General features: G+C 59.3%; 26 protein-coding genes and 1 pseudogene. 5 read left to right on the plus strand and 22 right to left on the minus strand.

All coding sequences use genetic code 11. The annotated features are described in order from the left end of the window. Positions 1 to 46: 46 nt before the first annotated feature. The 15 genes from ybgF to AB4O12_RS15180 all read right to left on the minus strand — a co-directional run bounded on the left by ybgF (position 47) and on the right by AB4O12_RS15180 (position 12,122). Entirely contained in the window at positions 47 to 886 is an 840-nt protein-coding gene (gene ybgF / locus AB4O12_RS15110) for a tol-pal system protein YbgF (protein ID WP_024014085.1), read from the minus strand. A 6-nt stretch (positions 887 to 892) separates the two neighbouring features. Further along, a complete protein-coding gene (pal, locus tag AB4O12_RS15115) occupies positions 893 to 1,390 on the minus strand; it encodes a peptidoglycan-associated lipoprotein Pal (protein WP_003178634.1) in 498 nt (165 codons plus the stop codon). A 52-nt stretch (positions 1,391 to 1,442) separates the two neighbouring features. Further along, a complete protein-coding gene (gene tolB, locus AB4O12_RS15120; protein ID WP_164488347.1) occupies positions 1,443 to 2,723 on the minus strand; it encodes a Tol-Pal system beta propeller repeat protein TolB in 1,281 nt (426 codons plus the stop codon). Between the two features lie 17 nt (positions 2,724 to 2,740). Beyond that, complete coding sequence (gene tolA, locus AB4O12_RS15125) at positions 2,741 to 3,817, minus strand: cell envelope integrity protein TolA (RefSeq protein WP_016773505.1); 1,077 nt, start codon at positions 3,815 to 3,817, stop codon at positions 2,741 to 2,743. Beyond that, complete coding sequence (gene tolR / locus AB4O12_RS15130) at positions 3,817 to 4,269, minus strand: protein TolR (protein WP_160767866.1); 453 nt, start codon at positions 4,267 to 4,269, stop codon at positions 3,817 to 3,819. Before tolR ends, tolA begins: the two co-directional genes overlap by 1 nt. Positions 4,270 to 4,292: 23 nt before the next feature. Then, positions 4,293 to 4,988 (minus strand): protein TolQ, encoded by a 696-nt coding sequence (tolQ, locus tag AB4O12_RS15135; protein ID WP_008080223.1) that lies wholly within the window; start codon positions 4,986 to 4,988, stop codon positions 4,293 to 4,295. Continuing rightward, positions 4,978 to 5,445: a tol-pal system-associated acyl-CoA thioesterase gene (ybgC, locus tag AB4O12_RS15140; RefSeq protein WP_150637475.1), complete on the minus strand. Its 468-nt coding sequence runs from the start codon at positions 5,443 to 5,445 to the stop codon at positions 4,978 to 4,980. The genes tolQ and ybgC overlap by 11 nt, the downstream gene beginning before the upstream one ends. Positions 5,446 to 5,572: 127 nt before the next feature. After that, entirely contained in the window at positions 5,573 to 6,634 is a 1,062-nt protein-coding gene (ruvB, locus tag AB4O12_RS15145; protein ID WP_024014087.1) for a Holliday junction branch migration DNA helicase RuvB, read from the minus strand. After that, the gene (gene ruvA, locus AB4O12_RS15150; RefSeq protein WP_024014088.1) at positions 6,635 to 7,243 is read right to left on the minus strand and encodes a Holliday junction branch migration protein RuvA; all 609 of its coding nucleotides are present in this window, start codon (positions 7,241 to 7,243) and stop codon (positions 6,635 to 6,637) included. A gap of 114 nt (positions 7,244 to 7,357) precedes the next feature. Beyond that, complete coding sequence (gene ruvC, locus AB4O12_RS15155; protein WP_016773501.1) at positions 7,358 to 7,885, minus strand: crossover junction endodeoxyribonuclease RuvC; 528 nt, start codon at positions 7,883 to 7,885, stop codon at positions 7,358 to 7,360. Between the two features lie 155 nt (positions 7,886 to 8,040). Continuing rightward, positions 8,041 to 8,787 (minus strand): YebC/PmpR family DNA-binding transcriptional regulator, encoded by a 747-nt coding sequence (locus AB4O12_RS15160; protein ID WP_024014089.1) that lies wholly within the window; start codon positions 8,785 to 8,787, stop codon positions 8,041 to 8,043. Positions 8,788 to 8,906: 119 nt separating this feature from the next. After that, entirely contained in the window at positions 8,907 to 10,682 is a 1,776-nt protein-coding gene (aspS, locus tag AB4O12_RS15165) for an aspartate--tRNA ligase (protein WP_041479793.1), read from the minus strand. 98 nt (positions 10,683 to 10,780) lie between these two features. Beyond that, positions 10,781 to 11,002: an FmdB family zinc ribbon protein gene (locus AB4O12_RS15170; RefSeq protein ID WP_016773499.1), complete on the minus strand. Its 222-nt coding sequence runs from the start codon at positions 11,000 to 11,002 to the stop codon at positions 10,781 to 10,783. 129 nt (positions 11,003 to 11,131) lie between these two features. Then, complete coding sequence (locus AB4O12_RS15175) at positions 11,132 to 11,470, minus strand: ribbon-helix-helix domain-containing protein (RefSeq protein WP_024014091.1); 339 nt, start codon at positions 11,468 to 11,470, stop codon at positions 11,132 to 11,134. Between the two features lie 181 nt (positions 11,471 to 11,651). Continuing rightward, on the minus strand, positions 11,652 to 12,122 hold the full coding sequence (locus tag AB4O12_RS15180) for a Dps family protein (protein WP_041479794.1): 471 nt from the start codon (positions 12,120 to 12,122) through the stop codon (positions 11,652 to 11,654). Positions 12,123 to 12,433: 311 nt separating this feature from the next. Between AB4O12_RS15180 and AB4O12_RS15185 the strand changes: the two genes are divergently transcribed. Further along, positions 12,434 to 13,036 (plus strand): cold-shock protein, encoded by a 603-nt coding sequence (locus tag AB4O12_RS15185; protein WP_016773496.1) that lies wholly within the window; start codon positions 12,434 to 12,436, stop codon positions 13,034 to 13,036. A gap of 65 nt (positions 13,037 to 13,101) precedes the next feature. On the opposite strand, the gene AB4O12_RS15190 is transcribed toward AB4O12_RS15185, so the two are convergent. Together AB4O12_RS15190 and AB4O12_RS15195 are read right to left on the minus strand one after the other, a co-directional pair. After that, positions 13,102 to 13,308: a SlyX family protein gene (locus AB4O12_RS15190; RefSeq protein ID WP_041479795.1), complete on the minus strand. Its 207-nt coding sequence runs from the start codon at positions 13,306 to 13,308 to the stop codon at positions 13,102 to 13,104. 3 nt (positions 13,309 to 13,311) lie between these two features. Next, positions 13,312 to 13,737 carry an HIT family protein gene (locus AB4O12_RS15195; protein WP_252886704.1) on the minus strand — a complete coding sequence of 142 codons (426 nt, stop codon included), beginning with the start codon at positions 13,735 to 13,737 and terminating at the stop codon, positions 13,312 to 13,314. Between the two features lie 892 nt (positions 13,738 to 14,629). Between AB4O12_RS15195 and AB4O12_RS15200 the strand changes: the two genes are divergently transcribed. Further along, the gene (locus AB4O12_RS15200; protein WP_016773493.1) at positions 14,630 to 15,967 is read left to right on the plus strand and encodes an OprD family porin; all 1,338 of its coding nucleotides are present in this window, start codon (positions 14,630 to 14,632) and stop codon (positions 15,965 to 15,967) included. 225 nt (positions 15,968 to 16,192) lie between these two features. Here the strand turns inward: AB4O12_RS15200 and AB4O12_RS15205 are convergent, their stop codons facing one another. Together AB4O12_RS15205 and AB4O12_RS15210 are read right to left on the minus strand one after the other, a co-directional pair. Then, the gene (locus AB4O12_RS15205) at positions 16,193 to 17,035 is read right to left on the minus strand and encodes a mechanosensitive ion channel family protein (RefSeq protein ID WP_016773492.1); all 843 of its coding nucleotides are present in this window, start codon (positions 17,033 to 17,035) and stop codon (positions 16,193 to 16,195) included. A gap of 152 nt (positions 17,036 to 17,187) precedes the next feature. Further along, positions 17,188 to 17,673, minus strand: a complete 486-nt coding sequence (locus tag AB4O12_RS15210; protein WP_016773491.1) for a YajQ family cyclic di-GMP-binding protein — start codon at positions 17,671 to 17,673, stop codon at positions 17,188 to 17,190. A gap of 140 nt (positions 17,674 to 17,813) precedes the next feature. On the opposite strand from AB4O12_RS15210, the gene AB4O12_RS15215 reads away from it, so the two are divergent. Genes AB4O12_RS15215 through AB4O12_RS15225 form a run of 3 tightly spaced genes read left to right on the plus strand, consistent with a single transcriptional unit; the run spans position 17,814 to position 21,401 of the window. Further along, positions 17,814 to 18,731, plus strand: coding sequence for a putative 2-dehydropantoate 2-reductase (locus AB4O12_RS15215; protein WP_460058950.1), 918 nt, complete (start codon positions 17,814 to 17,816; stop codon positions 18,729 to 18,731). A 45-nt stretch (positions 18,732 to 18,776) separates the two neighbouring features. Then, positions 18,777 to 20,813: a sensor histidine kinase gene (locus tag AB4O12_RS15220; protein ID WP_076563949.1), complete on the plus strand. Its 2,037-nt coding sequence runs from the start codon at positions 18,777 to 18,779 to the stop codon at positions 20,811 to 20,813. 3 nt (positions 20,814 to 20,816) lie between these two features. Beyond that, positions 20,817 to 21,401, plus strand: a complete 585-nt coding sequence (locus AB4O12_RS15225) for a cob(I)yrinic acid a,c-diamide adenosyltransferase (protein ID WP_150637464.1) — start codon at positions 20,817 to 20,819, stop codon at positions 21,399 to 21,401. A gap of 113 nt (positions 21,402 to 21,514) precedes the next feature. Here AB4O12_RS15225 and AB4O12_RS15230 read toward each other — a convergent pair whose 3' ends face one another. From AB4O12_RS15230 to argJ, 3 genes and pseudogenes are all read right to left on the minus strand, one after another. Next, entirely contained in the window at positions 21,515 to 22,462 is a 948-nt protein-coding gene (locus AB4O12_RS15230) for a Nudix family hydrolase (RefSeq protein WP_460058953.1), read from the minus strand. Continuing rightward, positions 22,459 to 23,091, minus strand: coding sequence for a glutathione S-transferase family protein (locus AB4O12_RS15235; RefSeq protein ID WP_460058955.1), 633 nt, complete (start codon positions 23,089 to 23,091; stop codon positions 22,459 to 22,461). Before AB4O12_RS15235 ends, AB4O12_RS15230 begins: the two co-directional genes overlap by 4 nt. Before the next feature lie 180 nt (positions 23,092 to 23,271). Next, positions 23,272 to 24,488, minus strand: a pseudogene (gene argJ / locus AB4O12_RS15240) (bifunctional glutamate N-acetyltransferase/amino-acid acetyltransferase ArgJ). Positions 24,489 to 24,551 lie beyond the last annotated feature (63 nt).

Consider the following 24,551-nt stretch of genomic DNA (forward strand, 5'->3'; position numbering starts at 1 on the left):
AAACCCGCGACAAGCGCGGGTTTCTTCAAAACACGGATGAACAGGCTTACATGCGCTGCAAATCACGCTGGGCCAGCTGCGCGGCGGAAGTGCCCGGATATTGGGACACCACCTGCTGCAGAATGCCTTTGACCTTGTCGGTATGACCGAGGCGGCGTTCTACGTCAGCCAGCTTGTACAGCGAATCCGGCACTTTGTTGTGCTTGGGATACAGCTGCGAAACCTTGGCAAAGGCCTGACCTGCACCTTGCAGATCACCCTTGGCCAGGTTCACTTCGCCCAACCAGTACTGGGCGTTGCCCGCGTACTGGCTGTTGGGGTATTTGCGCAGGAAAGCGGCGAAGGCCTGGCTGGCCTTGTCGAAATCCTTGGCTTTGATCAGGTCGAAAGCGGCATCGTAATACAGCTTTTCCTTGGCCGGATCAGCCGGTTCGCTACCCGCAGCAGGGGCCTGGGCTGCCGCAGCAGCACCCGCGCCTGCGGCAGCACCGGCAGCAGCACTTGCATCGCCACCGGCAGAAGAATTCTCGGGAGTCGCGGCTGGTGCAACGCCGGATCCTATGCGCCGATCAAGATCCTGGTATCGCTCCAGGGATTCCTGCTTCATGCGCGAAACCTGATTCTGCAGTTCTTCGATCACGCCCTGTTGGCGCGAGATCTGATCCTGCATCTGTTGCAATTGGTTGAACAGCATGCCTTGTGCCGAGGCAGGGGCCGAAGCCGCTCCCCCGGCATAGGCGCCGTTCGTACCGTAACCCGCAGGCGGATAACTGCTCCCGCTATTGTTATAACCGGAGTTGTCATCGACCACAGGAACCGCAGCCCACGCCGCAAGCGGCGCGAGGCTGAGAGCCAGAACAGTTACAGCACGACGGCACGTTCGCATATCGAATTACTTACGCAGTTCGACGCGACGGTTCTGGGCCCAGGACTGCTCGTCGTTGCCGGTAGCAACTGGACGCTCTTCGCCGTAGGAAACCAGTTCCAGCTGAGCTGGGGAAACACCTTGCAGTACCAGGTAGCGCTGAACGGCTTTCGCACGACGCTCGCCCAGTGCCATGTTGTACTCACGAGTACCACGTTCGTCGGTGTTGCCTTCCAGAACAACGCGAGCGCCGTTTGCTTTCAGGTCTTTGGCGTGAACGTCCAGAGCGCGCATGGCTTCTGGCTTCAGGTCCGAGCTGTCGTATTCGAAGTAGAAGGTGGTGATTGCGCGCAGAGCAGCTTCTTCGCTCAGGGAACCGTCAACGGCACCGGTGTTTGCGCCGTAACCAGCGTTTGGATCAACAGCGCCTTCACCGGCGTTGTCGCCGCCTTTGGACGAGCAACCTACAGCTACAGCCATGGCCAGAGCCAGCGCAGCAAATTTACCAAACTTCAGCATTTCCATCGTGAAACTCCTAATGAACCCCAGTGTGTTAAGTAAAACGTGTAGCGCCCGCTCACTTCAGGTAAGGGGACCAGGACGGTTCTCTGACTTCGCCTTGAGCGGTAGGAAGCGGGAGCCTCACGCGTCCATTAATGGACACGAGCATCAAGACTCCCCGGCCCTGTTGGCGGGTGGCGTAGATTACCATGGTGCCGTTGGGCGCAACAGTAGGTGACTCGTCCAGAGTGCTATCAGTGAGGATCTTTACACTACCTCGCTGCAGATCCTGAGCTGCCACCTTGAAATTGGTGAAGCCATCCTGACGATGAATCATCACCAAAGTCTTTTCATCAGCCGAAAGTTTCGGGTTGGCGTTGTAGTTGCCCACGAACGTCACACGCTCGGCACCACCGCCACCGACGCTGGTTTTATAGATTTGCGGCTTGCCGCCACGGTCCGAGGTGAAATAGATGGTCGAGCCATCCTTGCCCCAGAACGGTTCGGTATTGATGCCCTGACCATTGGTTACGCGGCTGATCTGGCGCGAACCGAGGTTCATCACGTAGATGTCCGGGTTACCGTCTTTCGACAGCACGAACGCCAGGCGATTGCCATCCGGCGACCAGGCTGGCGCGCCATTGAGGCCTTCGAAGTTGGTGATCTGCTCACGGCGACCGGTGTCGATGTTCTGCATGAAGATACGCGGACGCTTCTGCTCGAACGACACGTAGGCGATACGCTTGCCATCCGGTGCAAAACGCGGCGACAGGATCGGCTCGCGCGATTGCAGCAGAGTCACTGCGCGGGCACCGTCATAGTCGGAACGTTGCAGGGTGTAACGCGTGTTCTTCTCGGAAAAACGCTCGGCCGTCACGTACAGCAGGCGCGTCGAGAAGGCACCCTCAATGCCGGTCAGCTTCTGGAACGACTGATCGGAAATGAAGTGCGCCATGTCACGGATCTGGTCGGTCGTACCGGAAACACTGCCGTCCGCCACTTTCTGCTCGGTGGCGACGTTGAACAGTGCCCACTGCACCTGCAGACGACCGCCCGCTGGAGCGATGCTGCCGACCATCATGTACTGAGCACCCACCGCCTTCCAGTCACGGAAGATGATTTCGCTCGGCTGGCTTGGCTGGCTAATCATGTTGGCTTTCGGAATCGGCGAGTAATAGCCCGAGTTGCGCAAATCGTTGCCAATGATTTCAGCCATGTCATCAGGCAGCACGGCGCCGCCCTGCATGCCGAACGGTACGACGGCGATCGGGGTGGCCCGATCGCTGCCGCTGGTGACCAGAATGTTCTTTTCATCTGCCGTCGCGATCCCTGCCATGCAGCAGATCACGACCAGCATTCCTCGAAGAAGGTTTCTCACAAGGCTAGATCCTCAGGTGTGAATGTCATCTTGAATGAACGATACGGAGCGAAATCGCTCGGCTTCATTCCCTGCATTTCTGTCAAACGTCCAATATTCTTCACTGCCGCGACCGCCGAAGCATCGAACGGACCGTCACCACTGGACTTGGCGACGCTGACCGAAGTCACCGTGCCGTCCGGCAACATGCCGATTTGCAGCACGACCGTCATGCCTTTGCGCGCCGAAGGAGGACGAGCCCAGCCTTCCGCTGCACGAGCGCGAATCAGGTCATCGAAACTGCCGGCAACTTCGTCACCCTGCTCATCTGCCAGGGCCTGCTGACGCTGCGGCGTGTCGGAAAGCAGATCTGCCAGGGCCTGGGCCTTTTTGTCTTCGGCGGATTTGCGTGCCGCTTCCTGCGCTTTCTTCTTCGCAGCATCGGCAGCAGCTTTCTTCTTCGCGTCTTCGGCGACTTTCTTCTTCGCCTCTTCAGCTTCAGCTTTCTTCTTGGCGTCTTCGGCGGCTTTCTTCTTCGCGTCTTCGACGATCTTCTTCTTGGCTTCTTCGGCAGCGGCCTTCTTCGCCTCTTCCTCAGCAGCCTTTTTCGCTTCGTCTTCGGCCTTCTTCTTGGCTATATCAGCCAATTGTTTCTCTTCGGCCTTTTTCGCTTCGGCTTTCTTCGCGTCGTCGGCTTTCTTGGCTTCATCAGCCTTTTTCGCCTCGTCGGCTTTTTTCGCCTCGTCGGCCTTCTTGGCTTCCTCGGCCTTTTGAGCCGCTTCCTCTTTCTTTTGTTCCGCCGCCTTCACCGCTTCCTGCTCGATCTTTTTCTGTTCCATCTGTTCGACTTCGGTCTGGCGCGCGGCGGATTTCTTCGCCTCACCCGCAATCTTCTGATTGGTCTGGGTGGTCGCCTGACTTTTCGATTTCAGCTGGTACAGAGTCGCCTGGACGATCGGCTTGGCCGGCGGCAGTTCGGGCGTGAAGGCAAAACTGACGAACAGCATGCCAAACACCAGCACGTGCAGGACGATTGCCAGAACACTAGGCCAGAAGTAGCTTTCCGAGGCGGACGGCTCTCGCTGTTGCTGCATCAGGGGGCCTCGGTAATCAGACCAACGTTACCGACCCCGGCTTTCTGCAACCCGCCCATGGCACCCATGACGGCGCCGTAGTCGACAGTTTTGTCACCACGAATGAACACCTGGGTGCGTTTGCCGCCCTCGGTGCCGGCGCGGATGATCTTGGTCACCGCGTCCGTCATCTGTGGCAGGGTCATGGCCCTGTCCTGTTGCTTCTCGGTGTCGACTTCGCTGCCAAGGTTCCAGTAGTAGGTCTTGTCAGCCTTGATCGAAATGGTCAGGACCTGAGTGTTGTTGTCCTGCGGCAAGGCTTCGCTGGAAACCTTGGGCAGATCAACTTTCACGCCCTGATTGAGCATCGGCGCGGTCACCATGAAGATGACCAGCAGCACCAACATCACGTCGATGTAGGGCACCACGTTCATCTCGGCGACCGGCTTGCGCTTTTTGCGAGCTCGAGCGATTAAAGCCATCGGGAAATACCTGCTTATTCTTCGCTGGTGTGCACTTTGCGGTGCAGGATCGCCTGGAATTCATCGGCGAAGGTGTAGTAGCGGCCCAGCAAGGTTTCGCTGCGCGCAGCAAAACGGTTGTAAGCGATGACCGCCGGGATCGCAGCGAACAGGCCGATCGCGGTGGCGATGAGGGCTTCGGCGATACCCGGGGCAACGGTGGCGAGCGTCGCTTGCTGGGCGCTGGCCAGACCACGGAAGGAGTTCATGATCCCCCACACGGTGCCGAACAGACCGATGTACGGGCTGACCGAACCGACGGTGGCGAGGAACGGCAGGCTCTGCTCGAGTTTCTCTTCTTCGCGCGAGATGGCCACGCGCATGGCACGGGCGACACCTTCCATCACGGCTTCAGGATCGACACCTGGCTGCTGACGCAGACGGGAGAATTCCTTGAAGCCGGCACGGAAGATCTGCTCCACGCCCGAATCCGGATCAGGGTTGCTGCCGGCCTGACGGTACAGTTTGGACAGGTCGATACCCGACCAGAAGCGCTCTTCGAAGCTCTCCAGGGCACGTCGACCGGCACGCAGCAAATTGCTGCGCTGAAAGATCATGATCCATGAGGTCACCGATGCGGCCACCAGGGTCAACATTACCAACTGCACCACGATGCTGGCATTGCTGACCAGGCTCCACATGGAGGAATGGTCGACGACGTTAGCTTCCACGCTTTATCTCCTGCTTTGAGTGTGTACCCGGGCCGACCGCGTCGGCGAAGGCCGCACGCAGGTCTTCGGGAAGGGCCCGGGGTTTCAAACTGTCGGTGCGCACGCAGGCCACCAAAAACTGCCCTTCGCAGAGCAGCACATTATCCGTGGCCCGCCTGACCTGCTGTTTGAAGCGCAGGCTGGCACGGTTCAATTCGATTACATCAGCGCTTACCAGCAGTTCGTCATCCAGTCGCGCCGGCGCGTAGTAGCGCGCTTCGCTGGAATGCACGACGAACAACAGGTCCTCTCCGGCAAGCACAGATTGGGCAAAACCCAGTTCCCGTAGCCGCTCGGTTCGAGCCCGTTCCATAAACTTGAGGTAATTAACGTAATACACGATGCCGCCCGCATCGGTGTCCTCGTAATAAACGCGACAACGATGTGCGAACGGCTCAAGCCCGTTTTGCGCGCGCATACTCTAGTGCTTACTCCTCAGGTTGCCAATCCGGCCAGACAACTGTTTTTCGTGGTTTCAAAGCTTTAACGCAAAAGTACCGTCGTCTGACAGTACAAACCCTGAATAAATCACCAACAAATGTGTATCAATCGTCGACGGCGTCCAGAAACTCGTCTGCCACGGGCATCTCGCCCATGCGTGACGGAACATTCAAACCGAAATGCAGATAGGCATGCCGCGTCACTACCCTGCCCCGTGGCGTGCGCATGATGTAGCCCTGCTGGATCAGATACGGTTCGAGCACGTCTTCAATGGTGTGGCGTTCTTCACTGATCGCCGCCGCCAGACTGTCGATACCGACCGGGCCGCCGTCGAACTTCTCGATCATGGTCAGCAGCAGACGCCGGTCCTGGTGATCGAAACCGTGTTCATCGACGTCCAGCAGGTTCAGCGCCAGATCCGCCACCGCTTTGGTGATGTGGCCCTTGGCGCGTACTTCAGCGAAATCGCGCACCCGCCGCAGCAGACGGTTGGCGATTCGCGGTGTGCCACGGGCGCGACGGGCGATCTCAAACGAACCTTCCGGATCCAGCGGCAGACCGAGAATCGCCGCCGAACGACTGACGATCGTTGCCAGATCCGCCGTGCTGTAGAACTCCAGGCGCTGGACGATACCGAAGCGATCACGCAACGGATTGGTCAGCATGCCGGCGCGGGTGGTGGCGCCGACCAGAGTGAAAGGCGGCAGATCGAGTTTGATCGAACGCGCCGCCGGCCCCTCGCCAATCATGATGTCGAGCTGAAAATCTTCCATCGCCGGGTACAGCACTTCTTCAACGATCGGCGACAGACGATGAATTTCGTCGATGAACAACACATCGTGCGGCTCAAGATTGGTCAGCAACGCGGCCAGATCACCCGGGCGTTCCAGCACTGGCCCGGAGGTGCTCTTGATCGACACGCCCATTTCCTGGGCAATGATGTTCGCCAGCGTGGTCTTGCCCAGCCCCGGCGGGCCGAAGATCAGGGTGTGATCGAGGGACTCGCTGCGGCCACGGGCAGCCTGGATAAACAGTTCCATCTGCTCGCGCACGGTCGGCTGGCCAATGTAATCAGCCAGGCTGACCGGGCGGATGGCCCGATCCTGGACTTCTTCGCGCTCGCGCGGGCTGTGCGCGGCGGCGATCAGACGATCAGCTTCAATCACTTAAATCATTCCCTTCAGAGCGCGGCGGATCAGGTCTTCGCTGCTCAGGTTCTTGTCTTTGATCGCGGAAATCGCCTTGCTCGCTTCCTGCGGCTTGTAGCCCAGCGAGATCAACGCGCTGACCGCATCGGTCTCGGCACTGTTGACCGGCGCCGGGCCGTCCGGCTGATTCGGCACCAGCGCGAACATCGCCGGCGAAGTTTCCCAGGCCTTGAAGCGATCTTTCAATTCCACCAGCAAACGCTCGGCGGTTTTCTTGCCAACCCCCGGCACCTTGGTCAGCGCCGAAGTGTCCTGAGACTGCACGCAGCGCACCAGCTCGTCGACTTCCAGGCTCGACATCAACGCCAGCGCCAGTTTCGGTCCGACGCCATTGAGACGGATCAGCTCGCGAAAGAAGTCTCGCTCACGCTTGCCGGCAAAACCATAGAGCAATTGCGCATCTTCGCGTACGACCAAATGGGTGTGCAGGGTCAGCGGTTCGCCGACCGACGGCAGACGATAAAGGGTGGTCATGGGCACTTCCACCTCATAGCCAAGGCCGTTCACATCGAGAATCAGGTGCGGCGGCTGTTTCTCAGCCAGGGTGCCGCGCAAGCGTCCAATCACGTTTTGAATCCTTGAGCGCTGGCCAGCCGTGGGCTGGCGACGATTGAAGGTGGCTTGCGCGCCGACAACACAGGCACCGCGAAGTCACTTTCGAGAAAATTGATGCTGATGCTATCAGAGACGCAGGCGCCCGCCACGACTGCGTGCGGTTCCCAGCCCGTGCGGCAGCAGGCTTGAGCGCGTGTGCGCATGGCAAATGGCAATCGCGAGGGCGTCGGAGGCGTCGATCTGCGGCTTGCTGGTCAACTTGAGCATGTGCATGACCATCATCTGCACCTGCTCCTTATTGGCCGCACCGGTGCCGACCACCGCCTGTTTGACTTGCGTGGCGGTGTACTCGGCGATTTCCAGACACTCTTCGGCGCCGGCGACAATCGCAGCGCCGCGCGCCTGCCCGAGCTTGAGCGCCGAGTCGGCGTTTTTCGCCATGAACACCTTTTCGATGCCCATGGTCACCGGGCCGTAGGTCTTGATGATTTCGCGCACGCCGCGATAGACGATCTGCAGACGCTCATGCAGCTCGCCGGAGCCGGTGCGAATGCAGCCCGAGGCCACATAGATGCAGCCACCCCGCCCGGTATCGCGAACGATCCCGTAACCGGTGATGCGCGAACCGGGGTCGATACCAAGGATTAGAGTCATAACGCCTGCAGATTCATAAAACGATTTACCTGACAGCCAATAGCAAATGTGGGAGCGAGCCTGCTCGCGAAGGCGGTATGTCAGCAGATACAGGTGCTGAATGACACACCGCTTTCGCGAGCAGGCTCGCTCCCACAAGGAAGACTAGTCGCTTATCAGCCAAGCTGAGCGGCGACGTCTTCCGGGATATCCGCGTTGGAATAGACGTTCTGCACGTCGTCCAGGTCCTCAAGCATATCGATCAGCTTGAGCACCTTCTCCGCACCTTCCAGATCCAGCTCGGCGCTGGTGGTCGGCTGCATGACGATTTCCGCGTCGTCGCCCTTGAACCCGGCCGCTTCCAGCGCGTTGCGCACCGCATAGAAACCGGTGAACGAGGTGAACACGTCGATCGAACCGTCTTCGTGGGTGACCACGTCATCGGCATCGGCTTCCAGCGCCGCTTCGGTCAGTGCGTCTTCATCGACACCCGGGGCGAAACTGATCTGGCCCTTGCGCTCGAATAGATACGCCACCGAACCATCGGTGCCGAGGTTGCCGCCACACTTGCTGAACGCGTGACGCACAGCCGCCGCAGTGCGGTTGCGATTGTCGGTCATGCACTCGACCATCACCGCCACACCGCCCGGGCCGTAACCTTCGTAGGTCAGTTCTTCAACGTTGTCCGCTTCAGTGGCGCCGGCACCGCGCGCAACGGCACGGTCGATGATGTCGCGGCTCATGTTGGCGCTCAACGCCTTGTCCAGAGCCAGACGCAGACGCGGGTTGGAACCCGGATCACCGCCACCCTGACGGGCCGCAACGGTCAGTTCACGGATCCACTTGGTGAAGATCTTGCCCCTCTTGGCATCCTGACGTTCTTTGCGGTGCTTGATGTTTGCCCACTTGGAATGACCTGCCATAACTTGCTCCGAATGCTCTTTGAAACCTTGCCCGCCCCGCCGAGGCAGCGGCCGGCAATTGAAAAATTCGACCTGAGAAAGAAAAAAGGCGCATCCGAAGATGCGCCTTCAGGCCCGTCTTACTCAGCCTTTGGCGTTTCGCGCAGGCGAATGTGCAGCTCGCGCAATGCCTTGGCATCCACTACGCCCGGAGCCTGCGTCATCACGTCGGCAGCACTCTGGGTTTTCGGGAAGGCGATCACTTCACGGATCGACTGGGCGCCGGTCATCAGCATCACCAGACGGTCCAGACCGAAGGCCAGACCACCGTGCGGCGGTGCGCCGTACTTCAGCGCGTCGAGCAGGAAGCCGAACTTCTCTTCCTGTTCCGCTTCGTTGATGCCCAGCAGGCGGAATACCGCTTGCTGCATTTCCTTGCGATGGATACGGATCGAACCGCCGCCCAGCTCGGTGCCGTTCAAGACCATGTCGTACGCACGGGACAGTGCGCCGGCCGGGTTGGCTTCGAGCTCCTGCGGGGTGCACTTCGGTGCAGTGAACGGGTGGTGCAGCGCCGAGAAGCTGCCGTCGTCGTTCTCTTCGAACATCGGGAAGTCGACGACCCACATTGGCGCCCACTCGCAGGTCAGCAGCTTCAGGTCGTGACCGAGTTTGATACGCAGCGCGCCCAGGGCTTCGCTGACGATCTTGGCCTTGTCGGCACCGAAGAACACGATATCGCCATCGACTGCGCCAACGCGATCGAGGATCACGTTGAGCTTGTCTTCCGGGATGTTCTTCACGATCGGCGATTGCAGACCTTCAACACCGGCGGCACGCTCGTTGACCTTGATGTACGCCAGGCCCTTGGCACCGTAGATGCCGACGAACTTGGTGTAGTCGTCGATCTGCTTGCGCGGCATGCTCGCCCCGCCCGGAACACGCAGTGCGGCGATGCGGCACTTCGGATCGTTGGCCGGGCCGCTGAACACCTTGAAGTCGACTTCTTTCAACTGGTCGGCAACGTCAACCAGTTCCAGCGGAATACGCAGGTCCGGCTTGTCCGAACCGTAGCGGCGCATGGCTTCTTCGAAGGTCATGTGCGGGAATTCGCCGAACTCCAGGTTCAGCACTTCCTTGAACAGGTTGCGGATCATCTGCTCGGTCAGGCCCATGATCTCTTTTTCATCGAGGAAGCTGGTCTCGATGTCGATCTGGGTGAATTCCGGCTGACGGTCGGCACGCAGGTCTTCGTCACGGAAGCACTTGGCGATCTGGTAGTAACGGTCGAAGCCGGCGACCATCAGCAGTTGCTTGAACAGCTGCGGCGATTGCGGCAGGGCGAAGAACGAACCGGCGTGGGTACGGCTCGGCACCAGATAGTCACGCGCACCTTCCGGAGTGGCCCGGGTCAGGATCGGCGTTTCGACGTCGAGGAAGCCGTTCTCGTCGAGGAAGCGACGGATGCTGGTGGTCATGCGCGAACGCAGGCGCAGCTTCTCGGCCATTTCCGGACGACGCAGGTCGAGGAAGCGATAGCGCAGGCGGGTTTCTTCGCCGACGTCGGAGAACTCGTTGAGCGGGAACGGCGGGGTTTCCGACTCGTTCAGCACTTCCAGTTCATAACCCAGCACTTCGATCATGCCCGAGGCCATGTTGGCGTTGGTCGCGCCGGCCGGACGCAGACGCACCTTGCCGGTGATCTTCACGACGTATTCGCTGCGCACGCGGTCGGCGGCGGCGAAGCTCTCGGCGCGATCCGGATCGAACACCACCTGAGCCAGACCATCACGATCACGGATATCGAGGAAAATCACCCCGCCGTGGTCGCGGCGACGGTGAACCCATCCGCAAAGGGTAATTTCCTGGCCTTCCAGGCTTTCGTTCAGTTGGCCGCAATAGTGGCTGCGCATCATGGTGTGGTTCGCTTCTCGTAATTCGAAATTCGGTGGAGATCCCGCCGCCATCAAGCAGGGCGGAAACTCACGCGTGTCGTTCGTTCAGGGTTGGAACCCTAGTCAGCTTTGTCGCCACCGGCCAGATTCTTCTTGGCTCCGGTCTTGAAGTCGGTCTCGTACCAACCGTTGCCGCTGAGGCGAAAACCCGGCATGGACAGCTGCTTCTTCAGTTCGGGCGCCTGGCAGGCAGGGCAATCGACCAACGGTGCGTCGCTGATCTTCTGAATGGCTTCCAACTGATGACCACAGGAAGCACATTGGTAATCGTACATTGGCATGGAGGTGTCTCGGCGATCAGATTGCTGCCGCGCGAAGGGCTTTGCGGCGAAAGCGCGGGATTATATCGATTAAATGCGGGCTGTGCAGCCGTAACGCTGCACAGCCCGCAACCTCGTTGCACCCGCCGTTCAGCGCGAAACTGCGGGCGCGAGATCTTTGATCCCGTTCATGACGCAAACCACCCGCACCAGCGCACTGAAATTCTTCACTCCGCCGTAACGCAGATGCACCTCACGATCAACGTGGGATAGCAGTGTGCTGATCGAGCAATGATTGTCCTCGGCCATGCCGCCGAGGATGTTCCAGTAGACCTGCTCGAGTCGCAGGCAGGTCGCAAAACCATTGAGGCGAATCGACCGCGACAGCGGCCGGATCAGATTCATGTCGAACTCGCTGACGAACGGATCGACCTTTATTACATGCCGCGAAGCCGACATCCTGTCGCTTCGCCTGTCTCCTTCTACCATAGCGTTGACACTCCTTTGCCATGACTGCTGATTTATAAGGCAACATCCTGCGCCTTCATAAAAACCCAGTGACAAAGTTAGCGCCATACGACTTGTTGACCAGCCTCGTAGGATAAGCCAACGACAACGGTAAGAGTCTGGAGAGCATGCGGACGACCTCAGGCCGTCCGCAGCGGCCGGGTCATTCCTCGAGCAGCGCGCGCAGCATCCACGCAGTTTTCTCGTGCACCTGCATGCGTTGGGTCAGCAGGTCAGCGGTCGGCTCGTCGCTGACCTTGTCCAGCAGCGGGAAAATGCCGCGCGCGGTACGGGTCACCGCTTCCTGACCTTCGACCAATTGCTTGATCATGTCTTCGGCGCTCGGCACACCGACTTCTTCTTTAATAGAAGAAAGACGCGCGTAGGTCGCGTAGGCACCCGGCGCCGGGAAGCCCAACGCACGGATACGCTCGGCGATCAAATCGACGGCCAGCGCCAGCTCGTTGTATTGCTCTTCGAACATCAGGTGCAACGTGCGAAACATCGGGCCAGTGACGTTCCAGTGGAAGTTATGGGTTTTCAGATACAGCACGTAGGTGTCCGACAGCAGTCGCGACAGCCCTTCGACGATGGATTTGCGGTCTTCTTCACTGATACCGATATCAATTGCCATGCTTGCCCCCTAACAGTGATTGAATTCATCCAGCAGGTTCGGTCCCACTGTAGCAAGGCAAGAGCCGGCTCGCAGCTATGAATCCGTGGTCAGACTGCGACAAATCGACCGTTTTTCTGCCGCTGGCCGGGCTGATTTGAGTAGCCGCAGGCTTTGCTGTTAAATAGGCAGTGTGTCGCCATGCCCTATTTTCCGGGGTGTTGCGCATAGGCTGATGCCGTGTACGTGTCCACCGCCTCTTATTTTGTCCTGAAGCGAACCGTGCGCCTTCAGCTCTTCCTTGTGAGCCGTCATAACGTGAGCCAATCAAAATGTTGAAAATCGTCCACCTGCTAATGGGCGCAGCAGCCTTGCTGCTGTCGTTCATACCCAGCCTGAAAGCCGAAGCCGTTCCTTACCTGCAACAGCCCGATGCACTTTACCTGGCCTTTTTCGGCCTGCTGAACCTGGTCATCGCTCCAGTGATTCCGTACTGGAACAAAGGCCCGCGCCAGCATCTGCAAAATCTGGTCAGCGCCCTGCTGGTGCTGACTGTCGTCCTGCAAACCCTGACGCTGATCGCACCAATGCCGGTCATCGCTGGCCAGCCGGCGGTGTTGTTCAGTCTGGTGATCGCCCTGGTTGCCGTGCTGCTGCATCTGGCCGTGAGCTTCTACAAATCGTCACCGGCCGCTGCGCCGACCACCTATGACATGAGCAATCGCGATACCGGCACCGTGAAGTGGTTCAACACTTCCAAGGGTTTCGGGTTTATCTCCCGGGACTCCGGCGATGATATTTTCGTGCACTTTCGCGCCATTCGTGGCGAAGGCCACCGCGTCCTGGTCGAAGGCCAGCGCGTCGAGTTCTCGGTAATGAACCGCGACAAGGGCCTGCAAGCCGAGGACGTGATCGCCGCCCTGCCGCGTCGCTGATCCAAAGCAAAAAAAAACCGCGAACAGCCTGTCTGTTCGCGGTTTTTTTATGCCTGCCGAATGGCTCAATAATGCGGCGGCGGTGCATCTTCCTCAAAAGCACCGAACTGCCCGACCATCTCTTCGTGACGCTTGATCAGCGCTTCCATCTGCAATTGCAAGCGCTCGATGACCTTCTGCTGCGCCACCAGCACATCGTTCAATGCCTGAATGGTGTCATCCTGAAAGGCCAGACGGCTTTCCAGATCGGTAACGCGTCCTTCAAGGCTCATGACTCAGCCCTCCAAAAAAGTGAATTCATCGGTCAGCACCAGACGCAAGCGCTCGCGAATGGCTGCTACCTGTTCCGCGCTGTACGGCTTGGCCGGGTGCCTGCCCCAGACCGGAGCCGGCCAGGCGACATCGTCACGCTTACGCACGATCACATGCATATGTAACTGGCTGACAACGTTACCCAGGGTTGCCACGTTCAGCTTGTCGGCGTCGAACGAATCCTTGAGTAACTCGGCAAGGGTGGTGGTTTCTCGCCATAGCTGTTGCTGATCGGCGACATCCAACTGAAACAACTCGCTTATATCCTCGCGACGAGGTACCAGTATGAACCAAGGGTAATTGCTGTCGTTGGACAGCAACAGCCGGCACAACGGAAAGTCGCCGATGACCAGGGCGTCCTGTTGAAGTCGTGAATCCAAAGCAAACACTGTGAGCACTCCCGCTGATCCTCTAACTCAGCTTAGCGGCGGCCCATTCGAAGCAGCGCGCCAAGCGACAGAACGGCAGCATACCTGCGAATGCAGCGAGCTTCACGCCGCTGCCGGCAGTAAATCGCCAGGCGCTCCGACATGAAACATTTATCCCGGCCGCGCACCAACACAGGCCCCGATATGAGCCTTGACGTGAAGAGCTGCACGAAAATCCTTGATCTGCCGTACCTCAGGTCAGTCGCCGCCAGATTGGCCAAGGCTGGATTCATGATTTTTTTGCACCAAAACTGCACAACACGACTACGCTCACTGGGTCGGGCATCCGCTAAATACTCAGTAAGGGGTGAACCGGTAACGTTTTTTGCTGTCCTGCGCACCCTGGGTGCGCTGCAACACCATTGGGAGAACCTCGTCAAGCCCGCAGCAAAAAAGGCTCCGGAGCCCCGTTTTCACACGGTTTTCACATCTGCGAGCGGCCCACAGAAAAATAACCGCAGCGTTTTCGCGGTTTGTGCACGCTTGTTGCATTAGTAACCGTATGGACTATAAGCGCACCACTGGAAGTGGTCGCTTGAAGCCAATAAAAACAGTGGCAGGGTTGCCCGATGGAGATTCAAGTGTTTTGCCAGGGACTCTTTTTTAGCGATGCAAAAAAGGCCCGGAAACAGCGATAAAGTTGTCAGTCCGGCTGCATCGGTACTGTGAATTTGCGACATCCAGCGCTCCTTTTGCGACAACGCCGTAAAGAAGCTGAAAGGTTGATTTCGCAAGTATCGCCAACAATGTCGGCGTGATATAAGTTTGCGCCGACACAAAAAGAAAGAGCCGCCCAGATAATAAAACAGGTGGGACGGCAGTACTCTTCTAAAAACCAAAGGAGCAAATCACGATGCGCGTGATGAAGTGGAGCATGATCGCCCTGGCTGTTGCAGCAGGCACCTCGCAGTTCGCAATGGCGTCTTCTCAAGATGAAGCCAAAGGTTTCCTGGAAGATCAGAGCCTGAAACTGAAGACTCGTTTCGAATACATGAACCGCGACTACAAAAATGGCGCGGGCAACGTTTCCAACGGTGACGGCACTTTCAAAAGTGGCTATCGCCAGGATAGCGGTCTCAGCCAACTGCTGACTTACGAGTCGGGCTTCACTCAAGGCACCGTAGGCTTCGGTCTCGACGCCATGGCCATGGGTTCGGTAAAACTGGACGGCGGTTCGGGTCGTCGTGGTAACGGTTTGTTCGCCAACGACAGCGATGGCAACCCTGAGAAATCCCAGGGCAAGGTCGGCGGCGCAGTCAAATTCCGTGTATCCGACACCGTTCTGAAATACGGTCAGCAATTCGTTGCCAGCCCGGTTTTCGCCACTGACGACAGCCGTCTGCTGCCAGAAGTCGCCACCGGTACCCTGATCACTTCCAAAGAGATCAAAGGTCTGGAACTGAGCGCAGGTCGCTTCACCGCCCTCAGCAAGCAAACCGGCATGGGCCGCGACAGCATCGGTGGTCTGCCGGATGAAGATGGCAATGGCGGCAAAGGCCTGACCAGCATCAACATTTTTGGCGCCAGCTACTCGTTCACCGACAATTTCACCGGTGCACTGGCGGCTTCCGACGCTGACGACTACTTCAAGAAGTACTACGTCAACCTCAACTACACCTTGCCGATCAACGACGAGCAGTCGCTGAACTTCGACTTCAACGGCTACCACACCAAAGGCGACAGCCGCGGTGATCTGGTTGACGCAATTGGCGATGGCACCACCGGTGTAGACAACAACCTGTGGTCCCTGGCTGCTGCGTACAGCATCGGTGCTCACAAATTCACCCTCGCTCACCAGCGTTCCAGCGGTGACAACGCTTACTACTACGGCGTTGACGGCAACAGCACCATTTTCGTCGCCAACTCCATTCAGATCTCCGACTTCGTGGGCCGCGACGAGCGCTCTTGGCAAGCTCGCTACGACCTGAACATGAAAACTTACGGCGTACCTGGCCTGAGCTTCATGACCCGTTACGTAATGGGTGACCACATCACCACCAACGGTCTGGGTGAAGGTAAAGAGAACGAGTGGAACGCCGAGTCCAAGTACGTGGTTCAGGAAGGTCCGGCCAAAGACCTGTCGTTCCGTCTGCGTTACGCCATGTACCGCTCCAACGGTGCCTACAGCGGTTACTCGTCTGATAACAACGACACCCGTCTGATCATCGAGTACCCACTGAACATCCTCTAATAAGGATGCGAAGCTGAAGTACTGTAGAGCTCTGCTCTAATAAAAAACCGCCCTCCTGAATCAGGAGGGCGTTTTTTTTATGGATGAATAACTGATCAAACAGAAAAACATTAGCCAACTACTTATTAGCCAGCATAGTTTTATCTCGCCGATAAAAAACCCGAGAGTGTGCACACTGCTCGGGTTTATATTAGTTGCTGACTGCCAAGCCAATTTCAAAGACGCTTACTGCGTGGCAGATTCCTGCACTACGCGTATAACCCGCTGCGGAAACGGAATATCAATCCCGGCAGCCTTCAAACGATCACGCGCCTGTTCATTGAACATGAACATCACGTCCCAATAGTCCGCAGTTTTAACCCATACGCGCAGGGATACCGTGATCGAACTGTCGCCCAATGTCGAAATCACTGCCTGTGGCTCCGGGTCCTGCATGACGCGGGGATCCTTGGCCAGATCCAGCAATACCTGGCGGGCCTTCTGCAGATCCGCTTCGTAATCCACGCCGACATCAAACACGACTTTGCGGGTTGGCTGACGGTTGGTGTTGGTGATGATGCCGTTCGACAGGTTGCCGTTGGGCAGGATGATGGTCTTGTTGTCGCCGGTACGCAGCACGGTGTGGAAAATCTGGATGCTGTCGACGGTACCCGCCACGCCCTGGGCTTCGATCCAGTCACCGATGCGGAACGGGCGGAACAGCAGAATCAGCACGCCGCCAGCGAAGTTGGCCAGGCTGCCCTGCAGGGCCAGACCGATCGCCAGACCCGCAGCACCGATGGCCGCGACGAACGAGGTGGTTTCGACGCCGATCATCGACGCGACGCTGACAATCAGCAGCACCTTGAGAATGATATTGGCCAGGCTGCTGATAAAGCCTTGCAGGGCCAGATCGGCATTGCGCAGAGCCAGCAGACCGCCGAGTTTCTGCGTGACCTTGTTGATCAGCCACCAGCCGATCGCCAGGGTAATCACTGCCAGCAGTACGCGGCTGCCGTATTCCATGATCATCGGGATCCACGCCTGGGACGCCTTGACCAGGTGGTCCACTTCCGCATTCAAATCCATGTTCTATCTCCTGATTTCCGGCTTCCCGGGGTGTATTCAAAACAACTGTGGGAGCGAGCCTGCTCGCGAATGCGGCGTGTCAGTCAACTTTTCGCTGAATGAAACACCGCATTCGCGAGCAGGCTCGCTCCCACATAGCCTTCAGACCAAGCTTAGTCGCGGAAGTTGTTGAACTGCAGCGGCATGCCGAATTCCTTGGCACGCAGGGCCGCGATGGCTTCCTGCAGGTCGTCGCGCTTCTTGCCGGTGACACGCACCTGCTCGCCCTGAATGGCAGCCTGGACCTTGAGCTTGGCTTCCTTGATGTGGCCGACGATTTTCTTTGCCAGCTCTTTGTCGATGCCTTCCTTGAGGATGGCGTCCTGCTTCATCAGTTTGCCCGAAGCGTAGGCGTCCTTGACCTCGAGGCACTGCACGTCGATCTTGCGCTTGGTTAGCGCCAGCTTGAGGATTTCGATCATCGCTTCGAGCTGGAAAGCGGCTTCGGCGGTGAGGCTGACGGTCAGGTCTTTTTCCTTGAACTCGAAGCTGCCTTTGCCTTTCAGGTCATAACGACGATCGAGTTCCTTCACGGCGTTCTCGACCGCGTTGGTGAGTTCGTGTTTGTCCAGTTCGGATACCACGTCGAACGACGGCATGTAATCTCTCCAATAAAAAGGCGCGCTCGATGTGCATGGAGCGCGCTTGGCTTGCGGTTAAAATCGGGCTCATTATAACGGGTCTTTTCCTACCGATACGGCGAGCCGCACATGCCTGCAAGCAATCGAGCAAAAAACTGATGTCGACCACCTGGCACGTACTCGGCGCCGGCAGCCTCGGCACACTCTGGGCGACACGTCTGGCCCGGGCCGGCTTGCCTGTGCAACTGATCCTGCGCGATGCCGCGCGTTTGCACAGCTACGAGGCAGTGGGCGGCTTGACCCTGGTAGAAAACGGACAAGCTCACACCTATGCAGTTCCCGGCGAAACGCCGGACAGCCCCGAGCCAATTCGCCGTTTACTGGTCACGTGCAAGGCCTATGACGCCGAAGAGGCCGTCGCCCGCCTCGCTTCACGCCTCGCGCCAGACGCCGAACTGATCCTCCTGCAAAACGGCCTTGGCAGTCAGGACGCCGTGGCCGCGCGGGTACCGCAAGCGCGCTGCATCAGCGCGTCCAGCACCGAGGGCGCGTTCCGCGATGGCGATTGGCGCGTGGTGTTTGCCGGTCACGGTTTCAACTGGCTGGGCGATGCGGCAAATCCGCTGGCGCCGGTCTGGCTGGACGAGCTGCAAGCGGCGAACATTCCCCATGAATGGAGCGCTGACATCCTCACTCGACTGTGGCGCAAACTGGCGCTGAACTGCGCGATCAACCCGCTGACCGTGCTCCACGATTGCCGCAACGGCGGGCTGAGCGAGCATCACTGCGAAGTTGCCACACTCTGTGCCGAATTGACCGAACTGCTCGAACGCTGCGGCCAACCCGCTGCGGCGGACAATCTGCAAGCGGAAGTCGAACGAGTGATCCACGCCACCGCCGCCAATTACTCTTCGATGTATCAGGACGTCGCCAACCAGCGCCGCACCGAGATCAGCTATCTGTTGGGCCACGCCTGCAAAGTTGCCGAGCGCCATCAGTTGAACCTGCCGCATCTGCAGCAGTTGCAGCAACGCCTGATCGCTCATCTGCACAAGCGTGGATTGCCCAGCGACTGAGCAGCCGCTAGGCTGACGACTTGTTCCCCTGCTGCGATAAACCTGATGCCATTGCGCCAGCGCCTTGAAAACCTGCCGGTCGGCCAGAAACTGCTGGCCGCCCTGCTGGTGTTGTTGACCACGGTTCTGCTGGTCGCCAACCTGACCTTTATCAGCGCCGCCTACTACATTTCTCAGGAAAGCATGGCGCCACAAGCCCTGCAGACCATCGGCCGGCTGATCGCCAATCCGAGTCTGGTCAGCGATGCGCTGGAGTCGCCGCGCAGCGCCGAGCGCCTGCTCAAGGAGCTCGACAGTTATTCACCGCTGCGCGCCGCCGCCCTGTACGACGGCAAGGGCGAACGCCTGGCGCAAGTGCAGCGCGGCGAAAAACTCAGTCTCCCCGAGCGCTACCGCCACGTCGAAGCCTGGCAACTCACCGAGTTCCGCAGCAATCAATTGATCACCCTACCCCGCCCCGGCGCCGCACCTGGGCATCTGTTGCTGGTCGCCAGCAGCGAACTGCCGATGGCGTTCTACACCGGCACTCTGACCGCAAGCCTCGGCATCCTGATCTTCAGCGTCTTGCTGTGGCTGGTCATCGCCCGGCAGATCAAACGTCTGATTACCCGACCGATTCACCAGCTTGAGGAATTGTCCCGGCAGGTCACCCGCGAAGAGAACTACGCCCTGCGCGCCGCGCGCGGCAACCACGACGAAATCGGCAGTCTGGCCGAGGCGTTCAACACCATGCTTTCGCGCATCGAAGCCCGCGAGCAGCAATTGAAACGCGCCCGCGACGACTCGCAGGCCGCCTACGATCAGGCGCAAGGCCTGGCCGAGGAAACCCGCCACACCAACCGCAAACTGGAACTGGAAGTCCAGGTGCGCAGCAAGATCGAAAAGAAACTCACCGGCTTCCAGAATTACCTCAACAGCATCATCGACTCGATGCCCTCGGCGCTGATCGCCCTCGACGAGCAGCTCTACGTCACTCAATGGAACCAGGAGGCCAGCGCGCTCTCCGGTACACGCCTGGATGAGGCTTTGAACCAGCCGATCTTCCTCGCCTTCGAACCGCTCAAGCCGTTTTTGCCGCAGCTCAAGGCCACCGTCGAACAGCACACCGTGGCCAAAGTCGACCGGGTAACCTGGTTCAAGGACGATGAACCCAAGCATTATGCGCTGACGTTTTATCCGCTGATGGGCGGTGCCGGGCGTGGCGTGGTGATCCGTATCGACGACATCACTCAGCGTCTGTCGCTGGAAGAAATGATGGTGCAGTCGGAGAAGATGCTCTCGGTCGGTGGCCTCGCGGCCGGCATGGCCCACGAAATCAACAACCCGCTCGGCGCGATCCTGCACAACGTGCAGAACATTCGCCGGCGTCTGTCGGCGGATCTGCCGAAGAACATCGAGACTGCCGAACAACTGGGCATCGAACTGGACACTGTGAACCGCTACCTGCAAGGCCGCGAAGTCCCGCAACTGCTCGACGGCATTCAACAGGCCGGCGCCCGCGCGGCGAAAATCGTCACGCACATGCTCAGCTTCAGCCGCCGCAGCACCCGGCAAATGGCGCCCTGCGATCTGCCGGCGCTGATCGATCAAGCCGTTGAGATCGCCGGCAACGACTTCGATCTGGCCATCGGTTTCGACTTCAAGGGCCAGGCGATCATCCGCCAGTTCGACCCGGCACTGGGTCCAGTGCCGGGCACCGCCAACGAACTGGAACAGGTGCTGCTCAATCTGCTGAAAAATGCCGCGCAGGCGATTCATCAGCGCGAAGACGACAGCGAGCCGGGCCGGATCATTTTGCGTACCAGACTCAATCCGCCGTGGGCCGAGATTCAGGTCGAGGACAACGGCATCGGCATGAGCGAGAACGTGCGCAAGCGCACTTTCGAGCCGTTCTTTACCACCAAGGAAATCGGCCAGGGCACGGGGCTTGGTCTGTCGGTGTCGTACTTCATCATCACCAACAATCACAAAGGCCAGATGGAAGTGCAGTCGGCGCCCGGCCAGGGCACTTGCTTCACTCTGCGTCTGCCGCTGGTGCAGCCTGCGCCGTTGACCACCGAAACCAATTCACTACCGAGGTAACCCATGGGCTTTCGCTTGTCGAAGATCTACACCCGCACCGGCGACAAAGGCGAAACCGGCCTCGGTGACGGCCGTCGCGTCCCCAAGGATCACCCGCGCATCGAGGCGATCGGCGAGGTCGATACGCTGAACAGTCAGGTCGGCGTGTTGCTCGCCGGTTTGCTCGCCGAGCGCGAAGTGCATCCGGCGCTGAATGAAATCATCGAAGTGTTGGCGCCTTGTCAGCATCGCCTGTTCGACCTCGGTGGCGAACTGGCGATGCCTGAATATCAGGCGTTGAACGAGGCCGAAATCGAGCGGCTGGAAGCGGCCATCGATGTGTGGAATGAAGAGCTGGGGCCGCTGGAAAACTTCATCTTGCCGGGTGGTTCGATGTTGATTGCGCAGGCACATGTCTGCCGCAGTCTGGCGCGCAGTGCCGAGCGGCGCTGTCAGCATTTGAATGCGCTGGAGCCGTTGGCCGGGGTTGGCCTGGCGTATATCAATCGGTTGTCGGATTTGCTGTTTGTTGTGGCGCGGTTGATTGCGCGGCGGCAAGGGGTGGCGGAGATTTTGTGGCAGCCGGCTGCGAAACCTGGAGGAAAGTAGCGCCTGTCAGGGCGCCTTCGCGAGCAGGCTCGCTCCCACATTTGACTGCATTCTGACTGGAGAAATGCAATCCACTGTGGGAGCGAGCCTGCTCGCGAAGAGGTCGGTAGCCCTTACACTGGATCAGGCCAGAACGCCCGAATCCCCGCGACACCCTGAGCCCCAGTACCCCAAGCCTTCTCGCGCTCCGCCGGCCCTACTCCACCGAGCAGAAACACCGGTTTACTGAAACCGTCAATCAACGCCTGTGCCTGCTCCCACCCCAACGGCTGCGCATCCGGGTGCGTCAACGTCGGCTGCACCGGCGACAGAGTGACGAAATCAACGCCCATCTGCTCGGCCAGCGCCAGCTCTTCAGCGTCATGACAGGACGCCGCGAGCCAGCGCTCAGCCGGCAACGGACGTCCTGCCGCTGCGTATTTACGCAGTTGGGCAGCGGTGATGTGCCATCCGGCAGACGGGAAATCACCGAGCCATTCGAACGGCCCTTTGATCATCAACTGCGCCTTGCCGGCGCACAGGCCCACCGCATCCACCGCCAGATCCCGGTATTTCGGGTCGTAGCCGTTGGGTGCGCGCAGCTGGATCAGTTTGATGCCTCCGGCAATCGCCTTCTGGATGCCGCGCAACAAGGCCGGGCCTTCCAGATCTTCGGGAGTGATCAAGTATTCGGCAGGCAAGCGCGCCGCCGCGACGATCGGCTGATTGGCCGCCGGAAACTCATAGTCAATCAATTCCCTGGCAGTGACCCAGGCCAGTGGCTGGCCTTCAGCGCCGTGGGGTTCGCCACTGAACGCCGAGACTTCCCAGACATCCAGCAAGACCTGTTTGTCCGGGTAATCGTGGCGAACCTTGATCAGCGGCCGCGCAGCATCAACGATGATGCCCAGCTCTTCGTGCAGCTCGCGAGCCAGTGCCGATTCGACAGACTCGTCAGCCTCGACCTTGCCACCGGGAAACTCCCACAAGCCGCCTTGATGCTGGGTGTCGGCACGGCGGGCGATAAGGATTTTGCCGGCGCCGTCACGAATGACGGCAGCGGCGACGTGGACGCGTTTCACGGGTTCAATTCCTCCAGTCCAGCCTTTTGCCACGCTTTGAAGGCGGGCCATTGGTAGATGGTTTCAACATAGGCTTCGTCGACCGCCGGCAGCTTCACCTGATAGGTGCGCAAGCGCACGGCGATCGGCGCGAAAAAGGCATCGGCAAGGCTGACACAACCGAACAGGTACGGCCCCTCTTCCGTCGCTGCCGCGCGGCATTCGGCCCACAGCGCGAGCATGCGTTCGATATCGACCTTCACTTCTGGCGGCACAGGATTCAGCGGTGCGTCTTGGCTCAGGTTGAACGGCATGTGGTTACGCATGGCGAAGAAGCCGCTGTGCATTTGTGCGCAGGCCGAGCGGGCCTGCGCGCGGGCAAAGGTATCGCTCGGCCAGAGTTGCTCGGACGGAAACTGCTCAGCGAGGTACTCAGCAATGGCCAGCGAATCGGCGATGGTGCCACGGGTGGTATGCAGCAGCGGCACCTTGCCGGTCGGCGAGTGCTTGAGCAGGCGCTCGCGGGTGTCGGGTTTGCCGAGCTTGATCAGCTCTTCGCTGTAGGGTGCGCCGGTCAGGTCCAGCGCCAGTGCCGCACGCAGGGACCAGGAGGAAAGCAGTTTGTCGCCGATGATCAGGTGCAGGGACATGGTGTGGCGCCTTTTCGTCAGGGAAACAATCCAGAATGTCTGGCGTCTGGTCGTCCGTCATCGCGGGCAAGCCCGCTCCCACAGGTTTTGGTGGTGTACACGGCATTTGTGAACGACCGCAATCACTGTGGGAGCGGGCTTGCCCGCGAAGAGGCCGGCAGCCCACTCCCACACCTTGAATCAAGTACGGTATTCAGCGTTGATCTTCACGTACTCATGCGACAGGTCGGTGGTCCAGATGGTTTCGCTGCAATCGCCGCGACCCAGTTCGATGCGAATGGTGATTTCTTCCTGCTGCATCACCGCCGAGCCCTGGGCTTCAGTGTAGGTCGCGGCGCGGGCGCCACGGCTGGCGATGCACACGTCGCCGAGGAACACGTCGATCTTGCTCACGTCCAGGTCCGGCACGCCGGCACGACCCACGGCAGCGAGGATACGGCCCCAGTTCGGGTCAGAGGCGAACAGCGCGGTCTTGATCAGCGGCGAGTGGGCCACGGTGTAACCGACGTCCAGGCATTCCTGATGGTTGCCGCCGCCGTTCACTTCAACGGTAACGAACTTGGTCGCGCCTTCGCCGTCGCGCACGATGGCCTGGGCGACGTCCATGCACACTTCGAATACCGCCTGTTTCAGCTTGGCGAACAGCTCGCCTTCAGCGCGGGTGATCTCAGGCAGCGCGGCTTTGCCAGTGGCGATCAGCATGCAGCAATCGTTGGTCGAGGTGTCGCCGTCGATGGTGATGCGGTTGAACGACTTGTTCGCGCCATCGAGCATCAGGTTGTGCAGCACCTCGCGGGAGACTTTGGCGTCGGTGGCGATGTAACCCAGCATGGTCGCCATGTTCGGGCGAATCATGCCGGCGCCTTTGCTGATGCCGGTGACGGTGATGGTCACGCCGTCATGCTCGAACTGGCGGCTGGCGCCCTTGGGCAGCGTGTCGGTGGTCATGATGCCGGTGGCGGCGGCTTCCCAGTTGTTCTCCGACAGGTCGTCCAGCGCGGCTTGCAGTGCGCCTTCGATCTTCTCGACCGGCAGCGGCTCGCCGATCACGCCAGTGGAGTACGGCAGAATCTGGCTGGCATCGACGCCGGTCAGCTCGGCCAACTTAGCGGTGGTGCGCTCGGCAGCCGCCAAGCCGGCTCGCCGGTGCCGGCGTTGGCATTGCCGGTGTTGGTCAACAAGTAACGCACGGCGTTCTGTACGCGTTTTTTCGCCAGGATAACCGGCGCGGCGCAGAACGCGTTCAGGGTGAAGACGCCAGCCACGGTCGAACCTTCAGCACAGCGCATCACCACTACATCCTTGCGCCCCGGGCGCTTGATGCCGGCCGAGGCGATACCGAGTTCAAAACCGGCAACCGGGTGCAACGTTGGCAAAGGACCAAGACCAACAGCCATGAATGCGCTCCTTACTCAATGATGTCAGCACCGCCACGGGAAAGGACGGTGGGATAAATGGCA

The sequence above is a fragment of the Pseudomonas sp. S2_A05 genome, assembly GCF_054668485.1.